Source organism: Thiohalocapsa sp. (genome assembly GCF_022340605.1).
In the GTDB taxonomy this organism is placed as follows: domain Bacteria; phylum Pseudomonadota; class Gammaproteobacteria; order Chromatiales; family Chromatiaceae; genus Thiohalocapsa.
This window is the reverse complement of the sequence record NZ_JAJDNQ010000142.1, coordinates 1-19,289: the sequence shown is the minus strand read 5'-3', so window position 1 is coordinate 19,289 and position 19,289 is coordinate 1. Positions and strand designations below refer to the sequence as shown.

At 67.8% G+C, this 19,289-nt stretch carries 17 protein-coding genes; 9 read left to right on the top strand and 8 right to left on the bottom strand.

The features are described from left to right. Positions 1-66: 66 nt before the first annotated feature. Entirely contained in the window at positions 67-984 is a 918-nt protein-coding gene (locus LJE69_RS17635) for a DUF599 domain-containing protein (protein ID WP_296927344.1), read from the bottom strand. Positions 985-1,042: 58 nt separating this feature from the next. Next, positions 1,043-1,807: a tetratricopeptide repeat protein gene (locus tag LJE69_RS17630; RefSeq protein WP_296927343.1), complete on the bottom strand. Its 765-nt coding sequence runs from the start codon at positions 1,805-1,807 to the stop codon at positions 1,043-1,045. A gap of 224 nt (positions 1,808-2,031) precedes the next feature. Here LJE69_RS17630 and LJE69_RS17625 point away from each other — a divergent pair, with 224 nt between their 5' ends. From LJE69_RS17625 to LJE69_RS17615, 3 genes are all read left to right on the top strand, one after another. Further along, a complete protein-coding gene (locus LJE69_RS17625) occupies positions 2,032-3,780 on the top strand; it encodes a HAMP domain-containing sensor histidine kinase (RefSeq protein ID WP_296927342.1) in 1,749 nt (582 codons plus the stop codon). Between the two features lie 5 nt (positions 3,781-3,785). Further along, positions 3,786-5,207: a sigma-54 dependent transcriptional regulator gene (locus LJE69_RS17620; protein ID WP_296927341.1), complete on the top strand. Its 1,422-nt coding sequence runs from the start codon at positions 3,786-3,788 to the stop codon at positions 5,205-5,207. Positions 5,208-6,032: 825 nt separating this feature from the next. Continuing rightward, positions 6,033-6,500, top strand: coding sequence for a DUF29 domain-containing protein (locus LJE69_RS17615; protein WP_296927340.1), 468 nt, complete (start codon positions 6,033-6,035; stop codon positions 6,498-6,500). 273 nt (positions 6,501-6,773) lie between these two features. Here LJE69_RS17615 and LJE69_RS17610 read toward each other — a convergent pair whose 3' ends face one another. The 4 genes from LJE69_RS17610 to LJE69_RS17595 all read right to left on the bottom strand — a co-directional run bounded on the left by LJE69_RS17610 (position 6,774) and on the right by LJE69_RS17595 (position 10,880). Further along, positions 6,774-6,995 carry a hypothetical protein gene (locus LJE69_RS17610; RefSeq protein ID WP_296927339.1) on the bottom strand — a complete coding sequence of 74 codons (222 nt, stop codon included), beginning with the start codon at positions 6,993-6,995 and terminating at the stop codon, positions 6,774-6,776. Positions 6,996-7,187: 192 nt separating this feature from the next. After that, on the bottom strand, positions 7,188-8,114 hold the full coding sequence (locus LJE69_RS17605) for an isoaspartyl peptidase/L-asparaginase family protein (protein WP_296927338.1): 927 nt from the start codon (positions 8,112-8,114) through the stop codon (positions 7,188-7,190). A gap of 349 nt (positions 8,115-8,463) precedes the next feature. Next, complete coding sequence (locus tag LJE69_RS17600; RefSeq protein WP_296927337.1) at positions 8,464-9,582, bottom strand: peptide ligase PGM1-related protein; 1,119 nt, start codon at positions 9,580-9,582, stop codon at positions 8,464-8,466. Between the two features lie 275 nt (positions 9,583-9,857). Next, positions 9,858-10,880, bottom strand: a complete 1,023-nt coding sequence (locus LJE69_RS17595) for a hypothetical protein (RefSeq protein WP_296927336.1) — start codon at positions 10,878-10,880, stop codon at positions 9,858-9,860. A 332-nt stretch (positions 10,881-11,212) separates the two neighbouring features. Between LJE69_RS17595 and LJE69_RS17590 the strand changes: the two genes are divergently transcribed. Continuing rightward, positions 11,213-12,091 (top strand): lytic transglycosylase domain-containing protein, encoded by an 879-nt coding sequence (locus LJE69_RS17590; RefSeq protein WP_296927335.1) that lies wholly within the window; start codon positions 11,213-11,215, stop codon positions 12,089-12,091. Here LJE69_RS17590 and LJE69_RS17585 read toward each other — a convergent pair. Further along, entirely contained in the window at positions 12,088-13,347 is a 1,260-nt protein-coding gene (locus LJE69_RS17585) for a nucleoside transporter C-terminal domain-containing protein (protein ID WP_296927385.1), read from the bottom strand. The two genes, LJE69_RS17590 and LJE69_RS17585, sit on opposite strands and share 4 nt — an antisense overlap. A gap of 162 nt (positions 13,348-13,509) precedes the next feature. Here LJE69_RS17585 and LJE69_RS17580 point away from each other — a divergent pair, with 162 nt between their 5' ends. The 3 genes from LJE69_RS17580 to sfsA are packed head-to-tail and all read left to right on the top strand — an operon-like array spanning position 13,510 to position 15,225. Continuing rightward, positions 13,510-14,127, top strand: a complete 618-nt coding sequence (locus LJE69_RS17580) for a thioredoxin family protein (protein WP_296927334.1) — start codon at positions 13,510-13,512, stop codon at positions 14,125-14,127. 58 nt (positions 14,128-14,185) lie between these two features. Beyond that, positions 14,186-14,482 (top strand): acylphosphatase, encoded by a 297-nt coding sequence (locus tag LJE69_RS17575; protein ID WP_296927333.1) that lies wholly within the window; start codon positions 14,186-14,188, stop codon positions 14,480-14,482. Further along, the gene (gene sfsA / locus LJE69_RS17570) at positions 14,479-15,225 is read left to right on the top strand and encodes a DNA/RNA nuclease SfsA (RefSeq protein ID WP_367114707.1); all 747 of its coding nucleotides are present in this window, start codon (positions 14,479-14,481) and stop codon (positions 15,223-15,225) included. Before LJE69_RS17575 ends, sfsA begins: the two co-directional genes overlap by 4 nt. A gap of 333 nt (positions 15,226-15,558) precedes the next feature. On the opposite strand, the gene LJE69_RS17565 is transcribed toward sfsA, so the two are convergent. Then, on the bottom strand, positions 15,559-16,413 hold the full coding sequence (locus LJE69_RS17565; RefSeq protein ID WP_296927331.1) for a metallophosphoesterase: 855 nt from the start codon (positions 16,411-16,413) through the stop codon (positions 15,559-15,561). Between the two features lie 651 nt (positions 16,414-17,064). Here LJE69_RS17565 and LJE69_RS17560 point away from each other — a divergent pair. Together LJE69_RS17560 and pgi are read left to right on the top strand one after the other, a co-directional pair. Then, positions 17,065-17,484, top strand: coding sequence for a rubrerythrin family protein (locus tag LJE69_RS17560; RefSeq protein ID WP_296927330.1), 420 nt, complete (start codon positions 17,065-17,067; stop codon positions 17,482-17,484). A 174-nt stretch (positions 17,485-17,658) separates the two neighbouring features. Then, a partial coding sequence (gene pgi, locus LJE69_RS17555) for a glucose-6-phosphate isomerase (RefSeq protein WP_296927329.1) occupies positions 17,659-19,289 on the top strand: 1,631 nt, incomplete at its 3' end.

The window sequence follows — 19,289 nt, the reverse complement described above, 5'->3', positions numbered from 1 at the left end:
GTCTGCCGCGCTCTCCGCGGCGCTGTTTTCGGCTAGGACAGCACCACGCCCGGAGCGTCCCTCCCGTCAGCTCGGGGCGTGCTCCGGGCGGCCGCCGACCCGCGGGCCATGGGTGCCGAAACCGGTCAGATCGCCGATCTGCACCCGGTAGCGCGCGTGCCCGGCCAATTGCCGGGGGAGTGGCGCCGGGTCGTGTGCCTGGCCGGTCGCCGCGGCGGCTGGCTGGGTGGCGTGCGCCGCGACAATTTCGAGCGTCGGCTGCTTGGTGTAGCCCCAGTCGGTGGTCGCCGGTTTCTCTTGAACCGGGTCCGCCTCTCCCGCCGCATTAGTCGGGCTAAAGGTGCGCGGGGTACGGTCCACGATGTGGAGCACCGCCACCAGGCCGATGGCACCGCCGAGCAGGTACCAGGGGCCGAACAGCCAGAACACCAGCGGCACGGACAGGTAATAGGAACGCATGCCGTAGCTGTAGAAGCGGCCGCTGCGGTTCAGGACGCTGGCGACCAGGTGCGGTGTCGGCGACATCTCGCCGGTGCTGCCGGCGTTGATCAGGTAGCCGACGTGGTTGTACAGCCGTACCGCCTGGGTGAAGCAGAAGAAGGCGCAGACGAACACCACCAGGAACGGCAGCAGCTTGAGCTGTGCCAGGTCGCCGGCCAGTGCCTTGCGCTGCAGGGCCTCCATCAGTGGCGTGACGTGATTGCCTCGCGGGATCAGGTTGATCACGCCCATGATCAGCAGGATGGCCGTGGAGGCGAGGAAGGTCGCAGCCATGGTGGAGTTGCGCAGGGTTTGCACCGCCAGGATGTCCTTGCCCTTGGTCGCCATGATGTTGTGCACCCAGGCTTCGCGCGCCTTGGCATTGACCGCCTGGATCGTATAGGCGGGGTTGTGGCGCAACCGTGCGCGCAGGTACAGGTGGTAGGCCAGGATCAGTGCGGCGCTGGCGCCGAAGGCGATGACGTTGATGCCGAGATCGTTCAAGGTTCTTGCACTCCGATGAGGATGGAGGGGAGGGGCGGCATTGCTGTCGCTGGAAGTGCTAGAAGTTCTGAACGACGGACTGAGGCGCGCTCAGCGCTTGGTCCGGCGCCTGATCGGGCGTTTGGCCCGGCATTTGGTCCAGGGTCTGTTGTGCCAGCGCGCTGCCCGAGGCCGCGGCGCTTTGCAGCCACTCGGTCGCCTGCGCCTCGTCCCGCGGGAAGCCCGCGGCGCCGTCGCGGTAGCGGATGCCCACCTGATACTGGGCGTTCGTGTCACCGGCCTCGGCGCGTGCCAGCAGCGCGGCGTGCGTCTGGCCGCTGAGGGTCTTGCCGGTGAGCAGGGAGAGCACGGCCTGGAGCACGCCGGGCCGATCCTGCCCGAGGTGCCGCTTGGCGTCCGCGTTGCCGCCGTCCGCGGCGGTCTGCCACCATTGTTGTGCCAGTTCGGGATCGGCGGCGGTTCCGTTACCCTGGGCATAGGCATTGGCGAGTTGGTCCGCGGCGTAGGCGTTGCCACCGTGCGCGGCACGCTGCAGCCAGTAAAGTGCGGTTTGCGGGTCCGCCGTCAGGCCATCGCGGCCGTCGCGGTAGGCGAGGCCGAGCTCGAGTTGGGCGCCGGTGTCGCCGGAGTTGGCAAGCCGGGCCAGCCAATCGGCATCCTGAAGCGGCGGGGTGTGGCGGGCGAGCGACACGGCAACCGCTAGCGTCCCCACCGCGACGGCGATGGGGAGCCAGCGCATCCGGCCGCCGCCGGGCGTGCCGTTACCAGAGCTGGAGCCGGAGTGGAAGGGCGTCAGGTGTTGCATATACTGCGGTGCATGCATGGAGAGCCTCTCGCGTTTGGATTTTGATGGTGGATGGTTTGTAGGGTTGTGCGGCTGTGCCTTGCAGCCTGCCTGAGAACCCTTGAAGCAAATCTCGTACCAGGGCTAGGGAGAGGCATTGAGACTTTATAGATCAATGGCTTATGAGTATTGCTGCGGCCCAGGCGGCGGGTCCCGGATCTCGGGATACCTCCGCGTTATGTAGAACCCACCGGTTTGCGTAGATGCCCGATGCCCTGAGATCGAAGCGCCTGCAGCGCAAGGTGCTGCTGGTCATCGTCGTCATCGTGCTGGTGCCGATGCTGGTCACCGGCACCCTGTCGGCCGCGTGGATCGCCGGCCGGTTCGAGGACTTCATCGAGCTTTGGGTGCGTGAGGCGGCCCAGATGGAGCGCGACACTCTCGCCGACCTGCACAACAACGCGCGGTTGTTCGCCGATGTGCTGGCGGAGGTCACGCGCGGCCGCCCGGACCTGGAGCCCGGCCGCTCACCGGTGCCGGCGGAGCTGAAGCCGCTGGCCGAAGAGCTGGGCATCTCGCTGGTGCAGGTCTACGACCCATCGGACACGCTGATCTACTCGACCGACGGTGTCCGGCTGACCACCGCCTGGGCGCATGGGCAGGACACCGCCGTCGTCCGCGTCGAGCAGGACGACAAGACCCGGCTCGCCGCGATCACCATCCTGCGCTTCCCGCCGGATGCCCCGGAGCACTACCGCCTGGTGCTCGGCACCCTGTTCGACAAGTCGCTGCTGGAGCGCCTCAGCCGGGCCAGTGGCCTGAAAACGCGGCTGTTCTATCCGCGCGACGGTGACTTCGCGAAGGCGTTCGCCGATGAGGATCGGCCGCTCAAGCTGCGCCTGCCGCCGTCCGGCTATGCCGAGCTCCAGGCCCGGCGCGATTACTTCAGCGCCGCGGCCGAGGACGGCGCCTATTTCGGCCTCTACAGCCCCGTGGTCGATGCCAGTGGGCGCGTGGAGGCTGTGCTCTTCAGTGGTCTGAACCGGCATACCGGCGCTGGCTTGCTCACCGACCAGGGGGTGCTGACGCTCGCCATCGTGCTGCTCGGCAGCCTGCTCGCCGGCGTCGCCGGAATCGTGCTGGGGCGCATCGTGATCCGGCCGGTGGAATCGCTGCACCAGGCCGTGCAGCGCGTCGCCGCGCAGGACTTCCGCGCCAGCATCCCGGTGCGCTCCGACGACGAGCTCGGCGAGCTGGCGCGCGCCTTCAACGCCATGGCCGCGAGCCTGCGCCAGGCCCGCGACGAGCAACTGCGGGAATTCCGCCGCGACAAGCTGACGGCGCTGGGCGAACTGTCACTGGCCATGGCCCACGAAATCCGCAACCCCATCGGCGTCATCACCACCGCCCTGCGCCTGTTGGAGACTGCGAAGGAGCCGGCGCGTGTCGAGCAACTGCGCGGCATGGTCCGCGAGGAGAGCCAGCGCATCGATCAACTGCTCAAGGACTTCCAGCAGCTTGCCCGCCACCGCGCCCCGGAGCTGGCCGACATCGACCCGGCCGGGCCGCTAGAGGCGGCGCTGCAAATGCTGCTCGCCGGCCGCGACGACATCCACGTCGAGCGGGCGTATCGGCACGGCGAGCATCGTGTCCCCGGCGACGCGGAGCTGCTGCGCCAGCTCTGGATGAACCTGATCCGCAATGCGCTGGAAGCCATGGGCACCGAAGGCGGTCGGCTCAAGGTGGGCTCCAGCCTCGATGGCGACTGCGTGGCGCTGTACCTGCAAGACAGCGGGCCTGGCATTGCGCTGGAACAGATGCCGCGGCTGTTCGAGCCCTTCTTTACCAGCAAGCCCCAGGGCAGCGGCCTGGGCCTGACCATCGCCAGCACGCTGGCGGAGGCCAACGGCGCGAGCCTGGAGCTGGTCCCGCCGGAGCCGGGTGAGCCTGCCCGCGGCGCCCGCTTTGCGCTGCGCATCGCCTGTCCTCTGGCGGAAGACTCGGAGGAGTAACAATCATGTCCGAACGCACCGTGCTGATCGTCGACGACGAGCGCAACCTGCTGCTGGTGATGCAGATGGCCCTGGAGGAGGCCGGCTACCGGGTGCTCACCGCCGAGCGCGCCGAGGACGCGCTGGGCCTGCTGCGCGACCCTGACCTGGACGTGATCGTGACGGACCTGAAAATGCCCGGCATGAGCGGTAAGGAGCTGGTGGGCCGCGCCCAGCGCGACCGCCCGGACCTGCCGGTCATCGTCGCCACCGCCTACGGCTCCATCCGCTCGGCCATCGAGTGCATCCAGGCCGGCGCCAGCGACTACCTCACCAAGCCGTTCGAGCCCGAGCAACTGCAGATCGCCGTTGAGCGGGCGGTGCAACTGCACGACCTGCTACAGGAAAACCGCCAGCTCCACGCGGCGGTCAGCGGCGCCTACCGCCGCCACCGCCTGGTGGGCGACAGCCCGGCAATGCTGCGGCTGCACGAGCAGATCGCGCAGGTGGCGCCGTACAAGACCAACGTGCTGATCACCGGCGAGAGCGGCACTGGCAAGGAGGCGGTCGCGCGCAGCATCCACGAGGCCGGCCCGCGCGCCGAGCACCCCTGGGTCGCCATCAACTGCGCCGCCATCCCCCGCGACCTGATGGAGAGCGAGCTGTTCGGCTACGTCAAGGGCGCCTTCACCGGCGCGCTGCAGAACCGGCTCGGCCGCCTGGAGCAGGCCAACGGCGGCACCCTGTTCCTCGACGAGATCAGCGACCTGGAGCTGGGCCTTCAGGCCAAGCTGCTGCGGGTGTTGCAGGAGCGGGAGTTCTCGCCCGTCGGCAGCGACGCCATCCGCCGCGTCGACGTGCGCATCATCGCCGCCAGCAACCGCGACCTGCGCGAGCTGGTGGCCGCCGAGGAATTCCGCGCCGATCTGCTCTACCGCCTGGATGTCTACCACATCCGCGTACCGCCGCTGCGTGACCGCGCCGAGGACATCCCGCTGCTCGCCAACGCCTTCCTCGCCGAGCTGCGCGTCGAGATGGACAAGCCCGTGCGCGGCATCAGCGACGAGGCCCTGGCCGCGCTGAGCGGCTATCAGTGGCCCGGCAACGTGCGCGAGCTGCGCAATGCCATCGAGCGCTCCCTGCTCAGCGCCGGCGGCGAGCTGATCCGCAGCGGCGACCTGCCGGACCGCGTCCACCGGCAGCGGCGGCCGGCCGCCGGCGGCGAAGACGGCCCGGCGGCGGGCACCGGCGAGCTGCTGGAAGCCTTGGACGAGACCGGCCTCGACGGCTGGCTCGCCGATGCCGAGCGGCGGATGATCGTCTCGGCCCTCGCGCAATGCGATGGCGTCCAAGTCAAGGCCGCGCGCCTGCTCGGCATCACCGAGCGCAGCCTGTGGCACCGGCTGAAGAAGCTCGATATCCGGGTGGACCGGAGCGTGCGAGGCTAGTACACCGTTTCAGCCAATTTTGCAGGCGTCAACCCGGGTGGGAGCGGAGCCGAGAAACCAGGTCGAAGTCTCTGCTCGTGCTCGTGCTCGTGCTCGTGCTCGTGGTCGTGGTCGGATACTCGACAACGGCAACGGCAACGGCAACGGCAACGGCAACGGCAACGACAACGACAACGACAACGAAAGTCGCGTTGGGAGAAACGCTGCACGAGTGCTCGATCCGTTCGCTGGCTGATGATGATGGCGTACTTGCCTTGCTTTCTTAACGTGCATCGAGGGATGCGCTGGGTTTTTGCGACCGGCGCGGATCCGCGTAGGGTCCGCCGTGCGGACTGTTCGCGGGATGGTCGAACTTATGGTCAAGGCCTATCGGCCCCATCCCGTCCACTCTCTTCGTTGACTTTTCCCGCGTCCCCCGTGGCCGACAAGTACCGGCGCACAGCGGGCCGAGCGACGACGATTGGGACAGAAACCTGGCACTGATGTATGGGAGGTCGGGTTAGCGCAGCGTAACCCGACGATGAGCATCGGTAAGCCATTGATTGTCAGGTTACGCTATCGATAACCCGACCTACGAAGTGCTCGATTTCGGCGTTGCGAGCAAGCTTTGCCCGGTCTCTCCGGCGTGGGCGTGAGGCCCGACGCTCCAGCGTCGCGTCGGCGGCCCGGCTCGGCGGCGGATCGCCACCGCACGCCGCTGGAGCGGCGGGGCTACACTCCCACGCTGGAGCGTGAGAGCGAGACGGAAAGCGACCGAGCGCCGCGCGCGGCGCTTCATTGCCGCTGCATGAAGCCGCAGACCCTTGTATCAGCGGAGCTGACGACATGAGTGAGCACCAGAGCCTGTATGACCAGGACTTCTATGCCTGGGCGCGGCGCAACGCGGCGCTGCTGCGTGCCGGGCGCGTTGCCGAGGTCGACTGTGAGCACCTGGCCGAGGAGATCGAGGACATGGGGAAAGCACAGCGGCACGCGCTCCGCTCGCACCTGCGACAGCTGATCGTGCATCTCCTGAAGCTGCAATACTCGCCGGCAGAACAGCCGCGCCGGGGCTGGTTCGAAGAGGTGCAGAACGCCCGCGCCGAGATCGCGGACCGCTTGGCCGACAGCCCCAGCCTGGCACCCGAGGTGGACGCGATGCTGATCGACACTTGGCCGCGCGCGCGTCGCCAGGCCAATGACGCGCTGCTGGCCTTTGGCGAGCATGTGCGGCTACCGGAGTTCTGCCCGTACACGTCGGAGCAGGCGCTGGACGACGGCTTCGTCCCGAACGGACCGGCATCGCTACGCTGACGCCACGGTGAGGTCGAGATCATCCGCCTGGCGGTGCGCACCAACCAGCCGGCCGGCGGCCCGTCGCGCGAGTATCGCCGGGAGCGCGACGGCTCCGGCTTGCGGTCCCGCTTTGGCGTGCACGGCCTGCCGGACTGGAATTATGGTGACACTTTACCATTTACACCGTTTCCCTCTCGGCTTGCGCTAGGCGCATGTCTCGGCTTCCACGAATCATCGTGCCCGGCATCCCCCACTATGTGACGCAACGTCGGAACAGGCGCCAACGGGTGTTCATGGAGGATGAAGACGATGCGCTTTACAGAGATGGGCCAGCACAGGCATGTCGGTCAAACGACGTCGAAGCCTGGTCGTACTGCCTGATGCCAAACCTTTTTCAGTCAACGGGTTGCCGCGCTCACAAGGGGGCAGGCCGTTGGACAACCATTGATGGGTGAGCACGAGCTCGCCGAACTCGAGAAACGTCTTGGCCGAGCGCTTCGTGCTGGCAAGCATGGTCGGCCCTCTTCCAATGGAAACGCTGCGAGACCGTGAAAGTGTTGCTCGCAACGCCGAAAACGTGCGCATCGTAGGTCAGGTTACGCTATCGCTAACCCGAACTACATCGAACACTTTCATGGTTCAGTCTGAAAGGTGCCGTCGTAGCAGGTCTTGGCACGGTCGATGTGCCGCACATGGATTTGGAGCTCAGAACCGGCAGACGGTCTCGCCGCCGCGCTCGATCCAGCCGTGGATCATCTTGGGCGTGGTCATGCCGCTGGCGCAGTTGCCGGCGGCGTCGATGCAGATGACGCCGCCGCGCCCCTGGACCTTGCGGGTGAGGTAGCCGAGGCCGTATTCGACGGCACCGGCGGCATCGGTGCCGGTGTGCTCGATGGCATCGGCGATGGTCTTGGCAAACACGGTGCGCATGAACTCTTCGCCGTAGCCGGTGGCGGAGACCGCGCAGGTGTCGTTGTCGGCGTAGACGCCAGCGCCGATGATGGGCGAGTCGCCGACCCGGCCCATGCGCTTGTTGACGATACCGCCGGTGGATGTGGCGGCGGCGAGGCTGCCGTCGCGGTCGCGGGCGACGGCGCCGATGGTGCCGTACTTCTGCTCGTCGCCCTGGTCGTCGTGGTCGAGCATGATGCGGCGGTGCAGCCGCGCCTGATCCAGTTGCTTGATGCGGTCCGGGGTGAAGAAGTAGTGATCCGGGGTGAGCCGCATGCCGCAGTGCTCGGCGAAGCGCAGCGCGCCCTCGCCGATGAGCAGCACGTGCTCGCTGCCGTCCATGACCAGCCGGGCCAGTTGGACGGGGTTGGCGATGTTGCCGACCGCGGCGATGGCGCCGGCGGCGAGGTCGCGGCCGTCCATGATACCGGCGTCCATCTCCACCTTGCCGTTCTCATTGAGCACCGAGCCGCAGCCGGCGTTGAACAGGGGGTCGTCCTCCAATTGCGAGGCGCAGGACTCCACGGCCTCCACGGCGCTCGCGCCGTGCTGCAACATGGCCCGTCCGTGCTCCAGCACGATGCGGATGCTCTCCAGATAGCGCACGGCGATGCGCTCGTCCTTGACGTTGTCGAGCGCCCCGGCGCCGCCGTGGATCATCAGGGAGAAGCTATCTTGCATGGTGTGGCGACCCTGGCGCCGCGGCGGGCGCCGATGTTGTGTTGAATGGTTGTCGGGGGCAGCGGCGCGTGGGCGTGCCGGTTCCGGCGATGACGATGGGGACGAAGCGCGGAAACCGCAGCCCCACTCGGCGTGTGGCCGGCATCGCGCCAGCGGGGGCTCCGGTCGGAGGCTAGTGCACGGCCTTGGAATTGTCGTTACCGTTTGCTGTCCTGCGCGAGCGAGTGTCGCCCTGGAGGGCGACGCTCCGGCCATCGCGACCCGCGTCCGGCGTGTCGCCCTCCAGGTCGACACGGATCAGCGCCGCGGGCGGTCTGGAGAGTGGCCTCGATATTTCCGCATGAGTGCACTACAGCCTGGCGAGGAGCTCGCGCTCGAGCTCGGCCTGGGTGGCGGCGTCACCGGCCAGCAGCACCAGGAGCTTGCCGATCACGATCGGCCCCCAGTTGACCAGCACCACGCCGCTCCCGGTGGCGGGGTCGTACTCGATGCCGCTCAGGTCCAGGGCGTCCAGGCCGCGATGGCGGGTGTGATAGGCCTTGGCGAGCCATTGCTCGATGTCGAGCTTGTGGGCGATGGCCGTCGGATAGCTGGCGCCGTTGTAGCGCGGGTTGCACTCGATGGCGAGAAATTCCGGGCTGGCATCGTCGCCGACGACCGCTACATCGAAGGCGAAAACGCCCTGCATGCCCTCCTCGTGCAGCCACTGAGCCATGGGCTCGACGATCTCCCAGGGGGCATGGCTCGCGGGGTGGCGGTTGCCCTGGTGCACGAAGCCGTCGAGCACCTGTTCGGTCACGGCGTAGCGGCTGAGGCCATCGGTGTCGCAGCGGTATTGCAGGTTCAGAAAGGTGTCGGTGACCACCTCCTGCTGAATCTGCACCGGCGTGCCGCCGGCGAACTGGCCGATGGCCTCGCGCAGCGCCAACGCGTCGGCGCAGCGGTGGATACCGACACCGGAGACGGACACCGCCGCCTTGAGATAGCAGGGATAGGGGGCGTCGTCGATGTCCGCCTCGGCGATGTCGTCGATGCTCGCATAGGGCACCGTGAGCGGCACCGGCACGTCGAGCCGGCCGGCGATCTCCATGAAGGTGTTCTTGGAGTTGATGGCGGCGACGGTCTGCAGCCAGCGCTCGTCCGGGCGCACCGCGTGCTCGGCGGGGCCGAAGAAGAAGACCGACACCGCGTGCTCGGGGTGCTCGGCGAGTCGCTCATGACCGACGTCCCAGATGACCTCTGTCGTATGGCGCAGCCCGACGCGGGCGTAGTGCGCGCTGATGGCCTCCCACTGGCTCCGGAGGTCGGGGTGGAGCTGGACGATGTCGCCCGGGTCGGTCATGCCGAGGGCGCGCCCCGAGTACAGGTGATTGCCCGTCACGCCATCGGCCGTGCAGCCCATGATGTCGTGGTTGAGGATCTGCCGCACACGGCTCGCGTTGAGCGTCTGTGCCAAAGCTGCGCCCATGCCCGATCTCCCGCATCCGCTTGCCTGGGATCAATAGAGCAAAATCGATGCCATACCGTGCGGCCATGCGCTGAAGCCATGGGTGGCGCCACGGCATCCGCTGCAGAAGGCGCGATCGGGGGTGCGATCGGGTGCGCAGCCTGTCCGGAACGCACCGTCTTGGGGCGCCGCGGTCGGCAGTCGTGCCGGTGTCGTGCGCCGGCCTGCGCGGTCGCTCGGGTGCGGCCTGCGCGGGTTTCTGTGGCGAGGGTTTCCTTACAAGCAGCGAGCCTGGATTACGGGGGTGTGGGCCGCTGTGGCTCGCCGTCGGTATTCGCGCACGGTGCGGTGAGCCGGGGGTCGAGAAAAGTGCGGCGGAAGCGGTCGCACTTGTCGATGAGCTCACGGGTGCTCTTCGGCATCGGCACCCGTGCACGCACGATATGGCTCACCAGCGCGGTGCCGACCTTGAGGATGCGGTTGGCCTCCTGGGCCTCGTGGATGTCCCGCAGCGTTGGCGCCGGCGGCAGTCGCGGCTGCACGCGCTTCAGCCGGTCGCTGGCCACGACGAAGGCCGGCCAGACGCTGAAGATTACCGGGTCCGTGCGCAGGATCTCGCACTTGCGCTTGGCCGCCTCGGCGAGCTCGTCCAGCTGCGGCTTAAGCTCCGGCAACTGCTTGCTGCCCTCGAAGGTGGCCGCGATGGTGCCGGTGATGCGGTCGATGTCGCGCATGGTCTGCGCGATCTTCACGTAACGGCTCTGGTAGAAGGTGGCGATGGGCTGGCTGAAGGCCTTGAAGGGCTCGCCCCAGAGCTCGTCGATCCCCTCGTCGCCGCCGCGGTGGCGCACCAGCCGCCCCAGTTCCAGGGCTTCCAGCAGGTAGTCGCCGCACTCTTTCATCAGGGCATCGTCGGGCTCGACCTCGACGCCGTCGGCCTGGAGTTCAACCAGCTTGGTGAAGATGGTCGTCGCGCGGTTGAACAGTGCGCCGGCCAGCATGGCGCCATTGACACGCTTGCGCTCGGGGTCCGTCTCGCGCTCGTAGGCGGCGCGCGCCTCGGCGAGCCGGAAGCCCGGGATGTTGATGCCGTGCTCGACATGATTGAACAGCCGCCGCGTCAGGGCCTCGATCAAACCCTTCTTTGCGGTGAGGGTCTCCGGCGGCGGCTCGTAGTACTTGATCCAGTAGCCGTCGTAGTACACGCAGGTGCGCCCGCCGACCTCTGCGATGGTGCCGTCGGCGGGCGGGGTGGCAGCGGATTCGACGGCGTCCGGAACCTTGTTGTGGAGGTTTCCGTTCAGGGGCTCGCTCTGCATGTGACCGGTGGGGCTCCAACGCGGCGACGGGGAATGGCGGCGGCAAGCCGACCGGCGCTCATTGTCGGCGCTGCGTCCGCGCAATTGCAACTGTGCAAAGAGGTTACAATTTGCGCCGCAAGCAATTGAAAGGTTTTGGTTCTCTGATTCTGAGCGTCTATCATTACCGATCCGGGCCAGCGCCGTTTGTCCCGCCTCATCCACCGCCCGGGAAAATCCCCGCCCGCGCGCCACGGCCGGAGGCCAACCGCATCATGCATCAGCAACGCTCTTCCATCGCTTCTTGCAGATTTGCCATGGCTTGCGCGCGTCCCGTGGCCCGGCCACCGCGGATGTGTAGCCGTCCCGGCCCGCGCGGCCGTGGCGCCGCCGCCGTGGCGCCGGCCTTGCTGTTGGTCCCGGCACTGCTGATGGCGGCGCTGCTGCCGGCGCCCGTTGTCGCCTCTGCCGGCAATGACGCTGCCCCACCGGCGGCATCGGTCGACGAGACCGCGCCCGTGCGCCAGGCGCTGCCGCGCCCGCCCGACACGCCGTGCCCCAGCCGTGCCACCGTCAGAAGCCTCATCGACCGCTATGCCACGCGCTACGGACTGGAGCGCGACCTGGTGCACGCCCTGGTGCGTGCCGAGTCTGCCTACAACGCCCACGCCGTGTCACCCGCGGGCGCCATCGGCGTGATGCAGGTGATGCCGGAGACCGCCGCCAGCTATGGTGTCCGCCCGGCGGCGGCGCTGTTCGATGCGGAGACGAACGTGCGTGTCGGCACCCGGCATCTCAAGAAGCTCGTCTCCCGCTACGGCATCGGCAAGGCGGTGATGGCGTACAACGCCGGCGAGGGCGCCCTCAAGCGTCAAGGCGGGTTCGTGAGCTACCCCGAGACCCAGCGCTACACCCACGCCGTGCTGAGCAACTACCTGCGCAGCAAGGGCATCGCCACCTACTCCGCCGAGGCGCGGGCCGTCACCGGGATCACGCTGACACCCGCCATGGCCAGCGCCGGTGGTGGCGCGGGCGCTGGCTTCGGCAGGCGGCGGCCACTGACCCCGCGCGAGCAGGCCAGGCGCATGCGCCGCGTTGACCTGTCGACACTGTCACTGAAGATCCGGCCCTCCCTCACTGATCGGGCGCTGGACCCGTCCGCCCTCGATGCCGGCCCGGAGAGCAAGCCGATGTTCGTGCTGGAGCGCCCCGGCGGCATCAAGGCGGACTAGAGCACCACGCCCACCAGCGCGCCGGTCATCAGGGTGGCGAGGGTGCCGGCGACGATGGAGCGCAGGCCCAGGGCCGCCACCTCGGCCCGGCGCACCGGTGCCAGCGCCCCGAGCCCGCCGATCATGATGCCAAGGCTGCCGAAGTTGGCGAAGCCGCAGAGCGCATAGGTCATGATCAGCCGGCTGCGCTCGCTCAGCGCGTCCGCCGGCAGCCGAGCGAGCTGCATGTAGGCCAGCAGCTCGTTCAGCACCGTCTTGATGCCCATCAGTTGGCCGGCCGCTGTGGCTTCCTGCCACGGGATGCCGATGAGCCAGACCACGGGCGCGAACACCCAGCCGAACAGACGCTCCAGCGTGAGCGGTGCGCCCTGCACGTCCGGCAGCAGCGCCAGCAGCTCGTTGCCGAGGCTCACCAGCGCTACCATCACGATGAGCATGGCGATGATATTGAGCAGCAGCGGAATGGCGTCCAGCGTGCCGCGGGTGATGGCGTCCATGGCGCCGGCGTGGTCCGGCGCCAGCCGCGGCAGCTCGTCGTCGCCGTCGGCGCGCCGTTGCGGCACCAGGATGCCCGCGATCACCAGCGCCGCCGGCGCGTTCACCAGCGACGCCGTGAGGATGTGCCCCATCGCATTGGGCACGGCAGCGCCAATGAGGGTTGCGTAGAGCACCATCACGGTGCCGGCGATGGTGGCCATGCCGGTGGTCATCAGCGCGAACAGCGCCCCCCGGCTCATGGCGCCGAGATAGGGCTTGATGAGCAATGGCGCCTCCACCATGCCGACGAAGACGTTGGCGGCCGCGCCCAGACCTAGTGCGCCGCCGACGCCGAGACCGCGTTTCAGCAGCCACGCGAAGGCGCGAACCACCACCGGCAGCACCCGCCAGTGGAACAGCAGCGCGGACAGCGCGCTGATGACGAGCAGCAGCGGCAACGCCCGGAAGGCGAGCACGAAGCTGTACTCCGGATGGACCACTTCATACGGCGTGGCCCCGCCGCCCAGGTGGCCGAAGACGAAGCTGGTGCCGGCCTCGGTGGCGCGGTTCAGCGCCAGCACCAACCCGTTGATTGCCACGAACCCCTGCTGCGCCGCGGGCAGCTTCAGCAGCAGCAGCGCCAGGGCCAATTGCAGCGCGAGCCCGCCCAGCACAAGCCGCGCGCTGACGGCGCGGCGGTCTTCGCTCAGCAGCCAGGCGCAGGCCAGGAGGGTGCTGATGCCGAGGGCGCCGCGCGCCGCGTGCACAACAAGATCCATCATCAGGGACATCCGCCGGGCGGTGGGTATCGGGCGCCAGAGTGTAACGCCAATGGCTGGAGCGTGGGGGCCGTGGCAAGGAACCCGTTCCCGCGGGCACGTTGAAAAGCCGCCGCCGGCACAGCACAATCGGTGCGGTTTGGATTCCAGAGAACGTCAGCAATGACTATGCCTCGCGCCCGCACCGGTCTCCTGCCGGGGCCGCCTCGCCGCCTGATGACTGTCCTGCTGCTGGTGGTCGCCGGATGCTGCGCGGCGGACGCCGCCGCTGCCGTGGCCACCCGCGATCCCGGTCAGTACTTCTTCGACCAGACCTTCAACGACTTCAGCGAAGAGCTTGCGAACGCCCGCGACGAGGGTAAGCAGGGCATCCTGCTGATGTTCGAGATGGACGATTGCCCCTTTTGCCATCGCATGAAGACCACGGTGCTCAATCAGCCGCGGGTGCAGGCGTATTTCAAGCAGCACTTTCTGATCTTCCCGGTGGACGTGGAGGGGGACGTGGAGGTGACCACCTTCTCGGGCGAGACCATGCCGCAGAAGGACTTCGCGCTGAAGGACCTGCGCGTGCGCGCAACGCCGGTATTTGCCTTTTTCGACCTCGACGGCAACATGGTCGCCCGCTACACCGGCGCCACCCGCGACGTGGATGAGTTCATGCTACTTGGCCGCTACGTCGTCGAGGGCGCCTACAAGGACACGACCTTCACCAAGTACAAGCATGAGCACGCCGGCAGCGGGGAGACCGCCCGCGCCGAGTCCGCAGCATCGGGCCGCTGAGCGGACCATCGCAATGCCGCCGCCCGTGCCGGGGCCGCGGCATTCAGGGGAGCAACCCATGACCGAGTCGGTAAAGAACAACAATCAAGTCTGTGTACGCTGTACCGTGGCGGGCCAGGTACAGGGGGTGTTCTTCCGCGCTTCGGCGCGGGAGGAGGCGTTGCGGCTGGGCATCGCCGGTCACGCGCGGAACCTGCCGGACGGGCGCGTGGAGGTGCTCGCCTGCGGCGACCTCGAGGCTGTCAACAGTCTCCGGGAGTGGCTGCGGCGCGGTCCGCCGCTGGCGCAGGTCACCGGCGTCGCCTGCGAGGCGGTGGAGCAGCAGGCGGTGGCCGGCTTCACCGTCGTCGGCTGACCGGGGCCGCGCCACTGCGTCTGCCGGGGCTCCACGACGGTCGCATCCTGGCGCGGCCGAACCGCTTCGTCGCCGAGGTCGCGCTCGCCGGCGGCGAGCGCGTCACCGCGCATGTGCCGAACACTGGCACCCTGATGACCTGCTGGAGGCCGGGCGCGCCGGTGCAGCTCACCCGGGCGGACAATCCCCGCCGTAAGCTCGCCTGGACGCTGGAGCGGGTGGACATGGGCGGCGGCTGGATCGGGGTCAATACCCTGCGCCCGAACCAGGTGATGGCGGAGGGCATCGCCGCCGGGCGCATCCCGGCGCTGGCGGGTTATGGCAGCCTGCGCCGGGAGGTGCCCTTCGCCGTCGCGGGCGGCCATTCCGGGCGCATCGACATCGGCCTCGACGAGAGCACCCTCAGCCCGCCGCGCGCTCCCGCGCTGGTGGAGGTGAAAAACGTCACCTTGCTGGACGGCGGCTGCCTGCGTTTTCCCGATGCGCAAAGCGAGCGGGGGCGCAAGCACCTGGAACTGCTGACGCGGGCGGTCGAGTCCGGGCGGCGCGGGGTCATGCTTTTTGCGCTGAATCGCCCGGAGGGCGAGCGCTTTGCGCCGGCCTGGGACATCGATCCGCGCTACGGCGAGGCGCTGTTGCGAGCCGCGGCGGCGGGGGTGGAATTGCTCGCCGTACGGATGCTGCATCAGGTGGACGGCATTGTCACCGGTGCCGCCGCCGCGATGGACCTGACGCGGCCCTGAGGTCGCTGACGCGGGCACGGGTTCCGGTACGGCTGCATCGCGTGCACCGGGGTCTCGATCGAAATCGATTGCGAATCTGATCCCGATCCCGATTTCGATGTGTTCGGGGGGTGGATGGGCGAAGAAACTGTGAAACTATGTGGTGTAGGTCGGGTTAGCGCAGCGTAACCCGACGCTGGGTGTTCGCAAGCCGTTGATTGTCTGGTTACGCTATCGCTAGCACGACCTGCGATCCGTTCGTTTTCGGGGTTGCGAGCAAGACTTTGACAGTCTCGCAGCGCATTTCCTTATTCCGCGGCATCCGGCTGGGGCGGGGACTTGACTCGGCCGGCCTCAGTAGCCGCCGGTGACGAGGGTGAGGGGCTCCGGGTAGGCGTCGGTACGCACGATGCCCGTCTCCAGATGCCCGTCAGGGTACAACTCCAGCCAGCGGTAGCCCGGCGTGCGTGAGTCCAGCGCGAAGTCGTCACTGCCGGGCAGAAACTGCACGCAGGTCGATGGTGTTGCCAGTAGCCGCAGACCCCGCGCATGTTGCTCGGCATCCTGGTGCACATGGCCGCAGATCACGGCGCGGATGCGCGGGTTCTGCGCCAGCTCGGCCAGGGCGGCAGCGCCGTTGTCCACCTGCATGGTGTCGATCCAGCGGCTGCCCAGCGGTTGCAGGTGATGGTGCAGGAACACCAGCGTCGGCCGCTCGCCAGCCGCGCGGCGATGCGCTGCCAGGCCGGCGAGCACGCTATCGCTCAGGTGGCCGCCTGCCTCGTTCGGGATGGTGGAGTCCAGCAACAGCAGGTCCCAGGCGTCGGCGGCCACGACGCGCAGGCCCGACACGGCACTCGCATCCAGGTGTCCCACCAGGAGGTCGAGGCGGTCATGGTTGCCCGGGATGCAGTGATAGGGCACGCCGAGACCGCTGAAGCGCTCGCGCAGGAACCGATATGCCGCGGGCTCGGTGTCGTGCACCAGGTCGCCGCTGAGAACGATGGCGTCCGGTGGCCAATGTCTGGCTTGCGCCAGTGCCAGAACGGACTCCAGGGTACGCTGCGTGTCCTGGCCCAGCAGGCGCCGCTCCGAGACACCGAACAGATGCAGATCCGTCAGTTGCAGCAGGCGAAAAGGCGCGGCGGTGGTGCGGAGATCCTGGCTGCTGCTGTCGTCCCAGGCGTTCGGTGCGTCGGTCTCGGCCATTGATCTTGCGTCACTGCCGACTTGCTTTGCTTTAACCTTGAGGTTTCTAGCAGTTGTTTGAAGGCGCGGCAACCGATGATGACGAATCCGTGACAAGCATCTCAGCACCGATCGCGCAACTGTTGTCAGGCGCGGTTAGGCGCGCCGCGCTGGCGATCCGCGCGTGCTGCGGAGCACGCGGGCAGGCCCCCCGGCCCCGCGCCCGCACACTTGGCTTCGCAGCCGACACGACCTGGACCGTACACGTATCGCGCTCGGGGCACAACCGGGAAGACGCCGATTTATGACGCTGAATCGGCTTGGATCTGTTGTGGCGGTTGCTCCGGAGCGCCGCTTCGGACGTGCAGCCGCAGAGCGCCGGCTCGGCGGGCAGGCGATCTGCGCCCGACGGTGGATCAAGTCCCGCTATCGGCCTCATTGGAACAATCAATTGCTGCCCCACTTAGCGGGGGGTAATGTGCTTTTTAGCCTGGGGCTTTCCGGCAGTGCCTGGGCGACCGCTCAGCAGTGCCGGGCAGGGATTGCCGCGAGGCACGTCAGACCGCCATCCCGAGCCCGAAGCCCAGCAAGTACCCGCCCAACAAGCATCTGTCCAACAAGCACCCTCCAGCAAGCAACACCCGCAGCAACCAACCCACGAGGACCTGCACCATGGAGCTCAAAGGCAGTAAGACCGAGCAGAATCTGAAAGACGCCTTCGCCGGCGAATCTCAGGCCAATCGCCGATATCTGTACTTTGCTCAGAAGGCCGACGTCGAGGGTTACAACGACGTCGCCGCCGTGTTCCGCTCCACCGCAGAAGGCGAGACCGGTCATGCGCACGGCCACTTGGAATACCTCGAGGCCGTCGGCGACCCGGCTACCGGCCTGCCCATCGGCGGCACCGGCGACAACCTGAAGTCGGCCATCGCCGGCGAGACCCACGAGTACACCGACATGTACCCGGGCATGGCCAAGGCGGCCCGCGACGAGGGCTTCGACGAGATCGCCGACTGGTTCGAGACCCTTGCCAAGGCTGAGCGCTCGCACGCCAACCGGTTCCAGAAGGCGTTCGACAACCTCGACGTGTAAGTCGGCCCGTGCGGCTCCAATCGCTTCGGATGCCGCCGATCGGATGGAGCCGAGCACCGCGGCTGTGCTATACCGCCTGCTGAAATGCCGGCGGACGCGATTAAGGGGCGCCTGGCGCCCCTTTTTCGTGCGTCGCTCTCTTCCCGCAACGCATTACCTTCGGGAGACCGCACCATGGCGCTCATCGATTCGACCCCGGCGTGGCAGGCACTGGCAAGCCATTGGGAGCAGATGGCGCGGGTGCACATGCTCGAGCTGTTCGCCGCCGATCCCGAGCGCGCCGCGCGCATGAGCGCCGACGTCGCCGGGCTGCACCTGGACTATGCCAAGCACATCGTCACCGACGAGACACTGAGCCTGCTGTTCGACCTCGCCCGTGCCGCTGACGTCGAGGGTTGGCGCGCGCGCATGTTCAGCGGCGAGCACATCAACAACACCGAAGACCGCGCCGTCCTGCACGTGGCGCTGCGCAACCGATCCGACCGGCCCGTTGTGGTGGACGGTCGCGACGTGATGCCGGACGTGAACGCGGTGCTCGAGCAGATGCGCGTGTTCTGCAATCGCGTGCGCTCCGGCGATTGGCAGGGCTTCACCGGCCGGCCCATCCGCGATGTCGTGAACATCGGCATCGGCGGCTCCAATCTGGGTCCGAAGATGGTGACCACGGCGCTGACGCCGTATCAGTCCGAGGCACCGCGGCCGCACTTCGTCTCCAATGTGGATGGCACCCACCTTGCCGAGACGCTGAAAGCGCTCGACCCGGCGACGACGCTCTTCATCGTCGCCTCCAAGACCTTCACTACGCAGGAGACCATGACCAACGCGCAGAGCGCCCGGCGTTGGCTGGTAGAGGGCCTGGGCTCGGACGCCGCCGTGCGCAACCACTTCGTCGCTGTGTCGACGAACGCCGAGAAGGTCGCCGAGTTCGGTATCGACACCGAGAACATGTTTGGCTTCTGGGATTGGGTCGGCGGGCGCTACTCCCTGTGGTCCGCCATCGGCCTGCCCATTGCGCTGGCGCTGGGCTTCGAGCGCTTCGAGGAGCTCCTCGACGGTGCCCACGCGATGGACGAGCACTTCCGCACCGCGCCGCTGGAACAGAACCTGCCGGTCATCCTGGGCCTGCTCGGCGTCTGGTACATTAACTTCGCCGCTGCCAAGACCCTCGCCATCCTGCCCTACGACCAGTACCTGGAATACTTCGCGGCCTACTTCCAGCAGGGCGACATGGAGAGCAACGGCAAGCACATGACCCGCGACGGTACGCGCGTGACCTACAGCACCGGGCCCGTGGTCTGGGGCGAGCCGGGCACCGACGGTCAGCACGCCTTCTACCAGCTCATCCACCAGGGCACGGAGCTGATCCCGTCGGACTTCATCGCCCCCATCAAGAGCCACAATCCGATGGGTGACCACCACGCCAAGCTCCTCGCCAACTGCTTCGCGCAGACCGAGGCGCTGATGCGCGGGCGCACGCTCGAGGAGGCGCGAGAGGCCATGCTGGATGCCGGCGTGGAACCCGCGGAGGCCGAGCGGCTCGCCCCGCAGCGGCAGTTCGACGGCAACCGGCCCACCACCACCATCCTGGTGGAAGAGGTCACGCCACGCACCCTGGGCGCGCTCATCGCCCTTTACGAGCACAAGATCTTCACCCAGGGCATCATCTGGGGCATCAACTCCTTCGATCAGTGGGGCGTGGAGCTCGGCAAGCAGCTCGCCGGGGTGATCCTGGGCGAGATCGAGGACGGTGAAGTGACCGCCGAGCACGATGCGTCAACGGCGGCCTTGTTGCGCTACTATCTGGA

Excerpts from the sequence above, each read along its gene's own strand:
- LJE69_RS17630 (WP_296927343.1), bottom strand. The coding sequence starts at position 1,807 with ATGCATGCACCGCAGTATATGCAACACCTGACGCCCTTCCACTCCGGC.
- LJE69_RS17625 (WP_296927342.1), top strand. The coding sequence starts at position 2,032 with ATGCCCGATGCCCTGAGATCGAAGCGCCTGCAGCGCAAGGTGCTGCTG.
- LJE69_RS17620 (WP_296927341.1), top strand. The coding sequence starts at position 3,786 with ATGTCCGAACGCACCGTGCTGATCGTCGACGACGAGCGCAACCTGCTG.
- LJE69_RS17615 (WP_296927340.1), top strand. The coding sequence starts at position 6,033 with ATGAGTGAGCACCAGAGCCTGTATGACCAGGACTTCTATGCCTGGGCG.
- LJE69_RS17610 (WP_296927339.1), bottom strand. The coding sequence starts at position 6,995 with ATGCTTGCCAGCACGAAGCGCTCGGCCAAGACGTTTCTCGAGTTCGGC.
- LJE69_RS17605 (WP_296927338.1), bottom strand. The coding sequence starts at position 8,114 with ATGCAAGATAGCTTCTCCCTGATGATCCACGGCGGCGCCGGGGCGCTC.
- LJE69_RS17600 (WP_296927337.1), bottom strand. The coding sequence starts at position 9,582 with ATGGGCGCAGCTTTGGCACAGACGCTCAACGCGAGCCGTGTGCGGCAG.
- LJE69_RS17595 (WP_296927336.1), bottom strand. The coding sequence starts at position 10,880 with ATGCAGAGCGAGCCCCTGAACGGAAACCTCCACAACAAGGTTCCGGAC.
- LJE69_RS17590 (WP_296927335.1), top strand. The coding sequence starts at position 11,213 with ATGTGTAGCCGTCCCGGCCCGCGCGGCCGTGGCGCCGCCGCCGTGGCG.
- LJE69_RS17585 (WP_296927385.1), bottom strand. The coding sequence starts at position 13,347 with ATGGATCTTGTTGTGCACGCGGCGCGCGGCGCCCTCGGCATCAGCACC.
- LJE69_RS17580 (WP_296927334.1), top strand. The coding sequence starts at position 13,510 with ATGACTATGCCTCGCGCCCGCACCGGTCTCCTGCCGGGGCCGCCTCGC.
- LJE69_RS17575 (WP_296927333.1), top strand. The coding sequence starts at position 14,186 with ATGACCGAGTCGGTAAAGAACAACAATCAAGTCTGTGTACGCTGTACC.
- LJE69_RS17565 (WP_296927331.1), bottom strand. The coding sequence starts at position 16,413 with ATGGCCGAGACCGACGCACCGAACGCCTGGGACGACAGCAGCAGCCAG.
- LJE69_RS17560 (WP_296927330.1), top strand. The coding sequence starts at position 17,065 with ATGGAGCTCAAAGGCAGTAAGACCGAGCAGAATCTGAAAGACGCCTTC.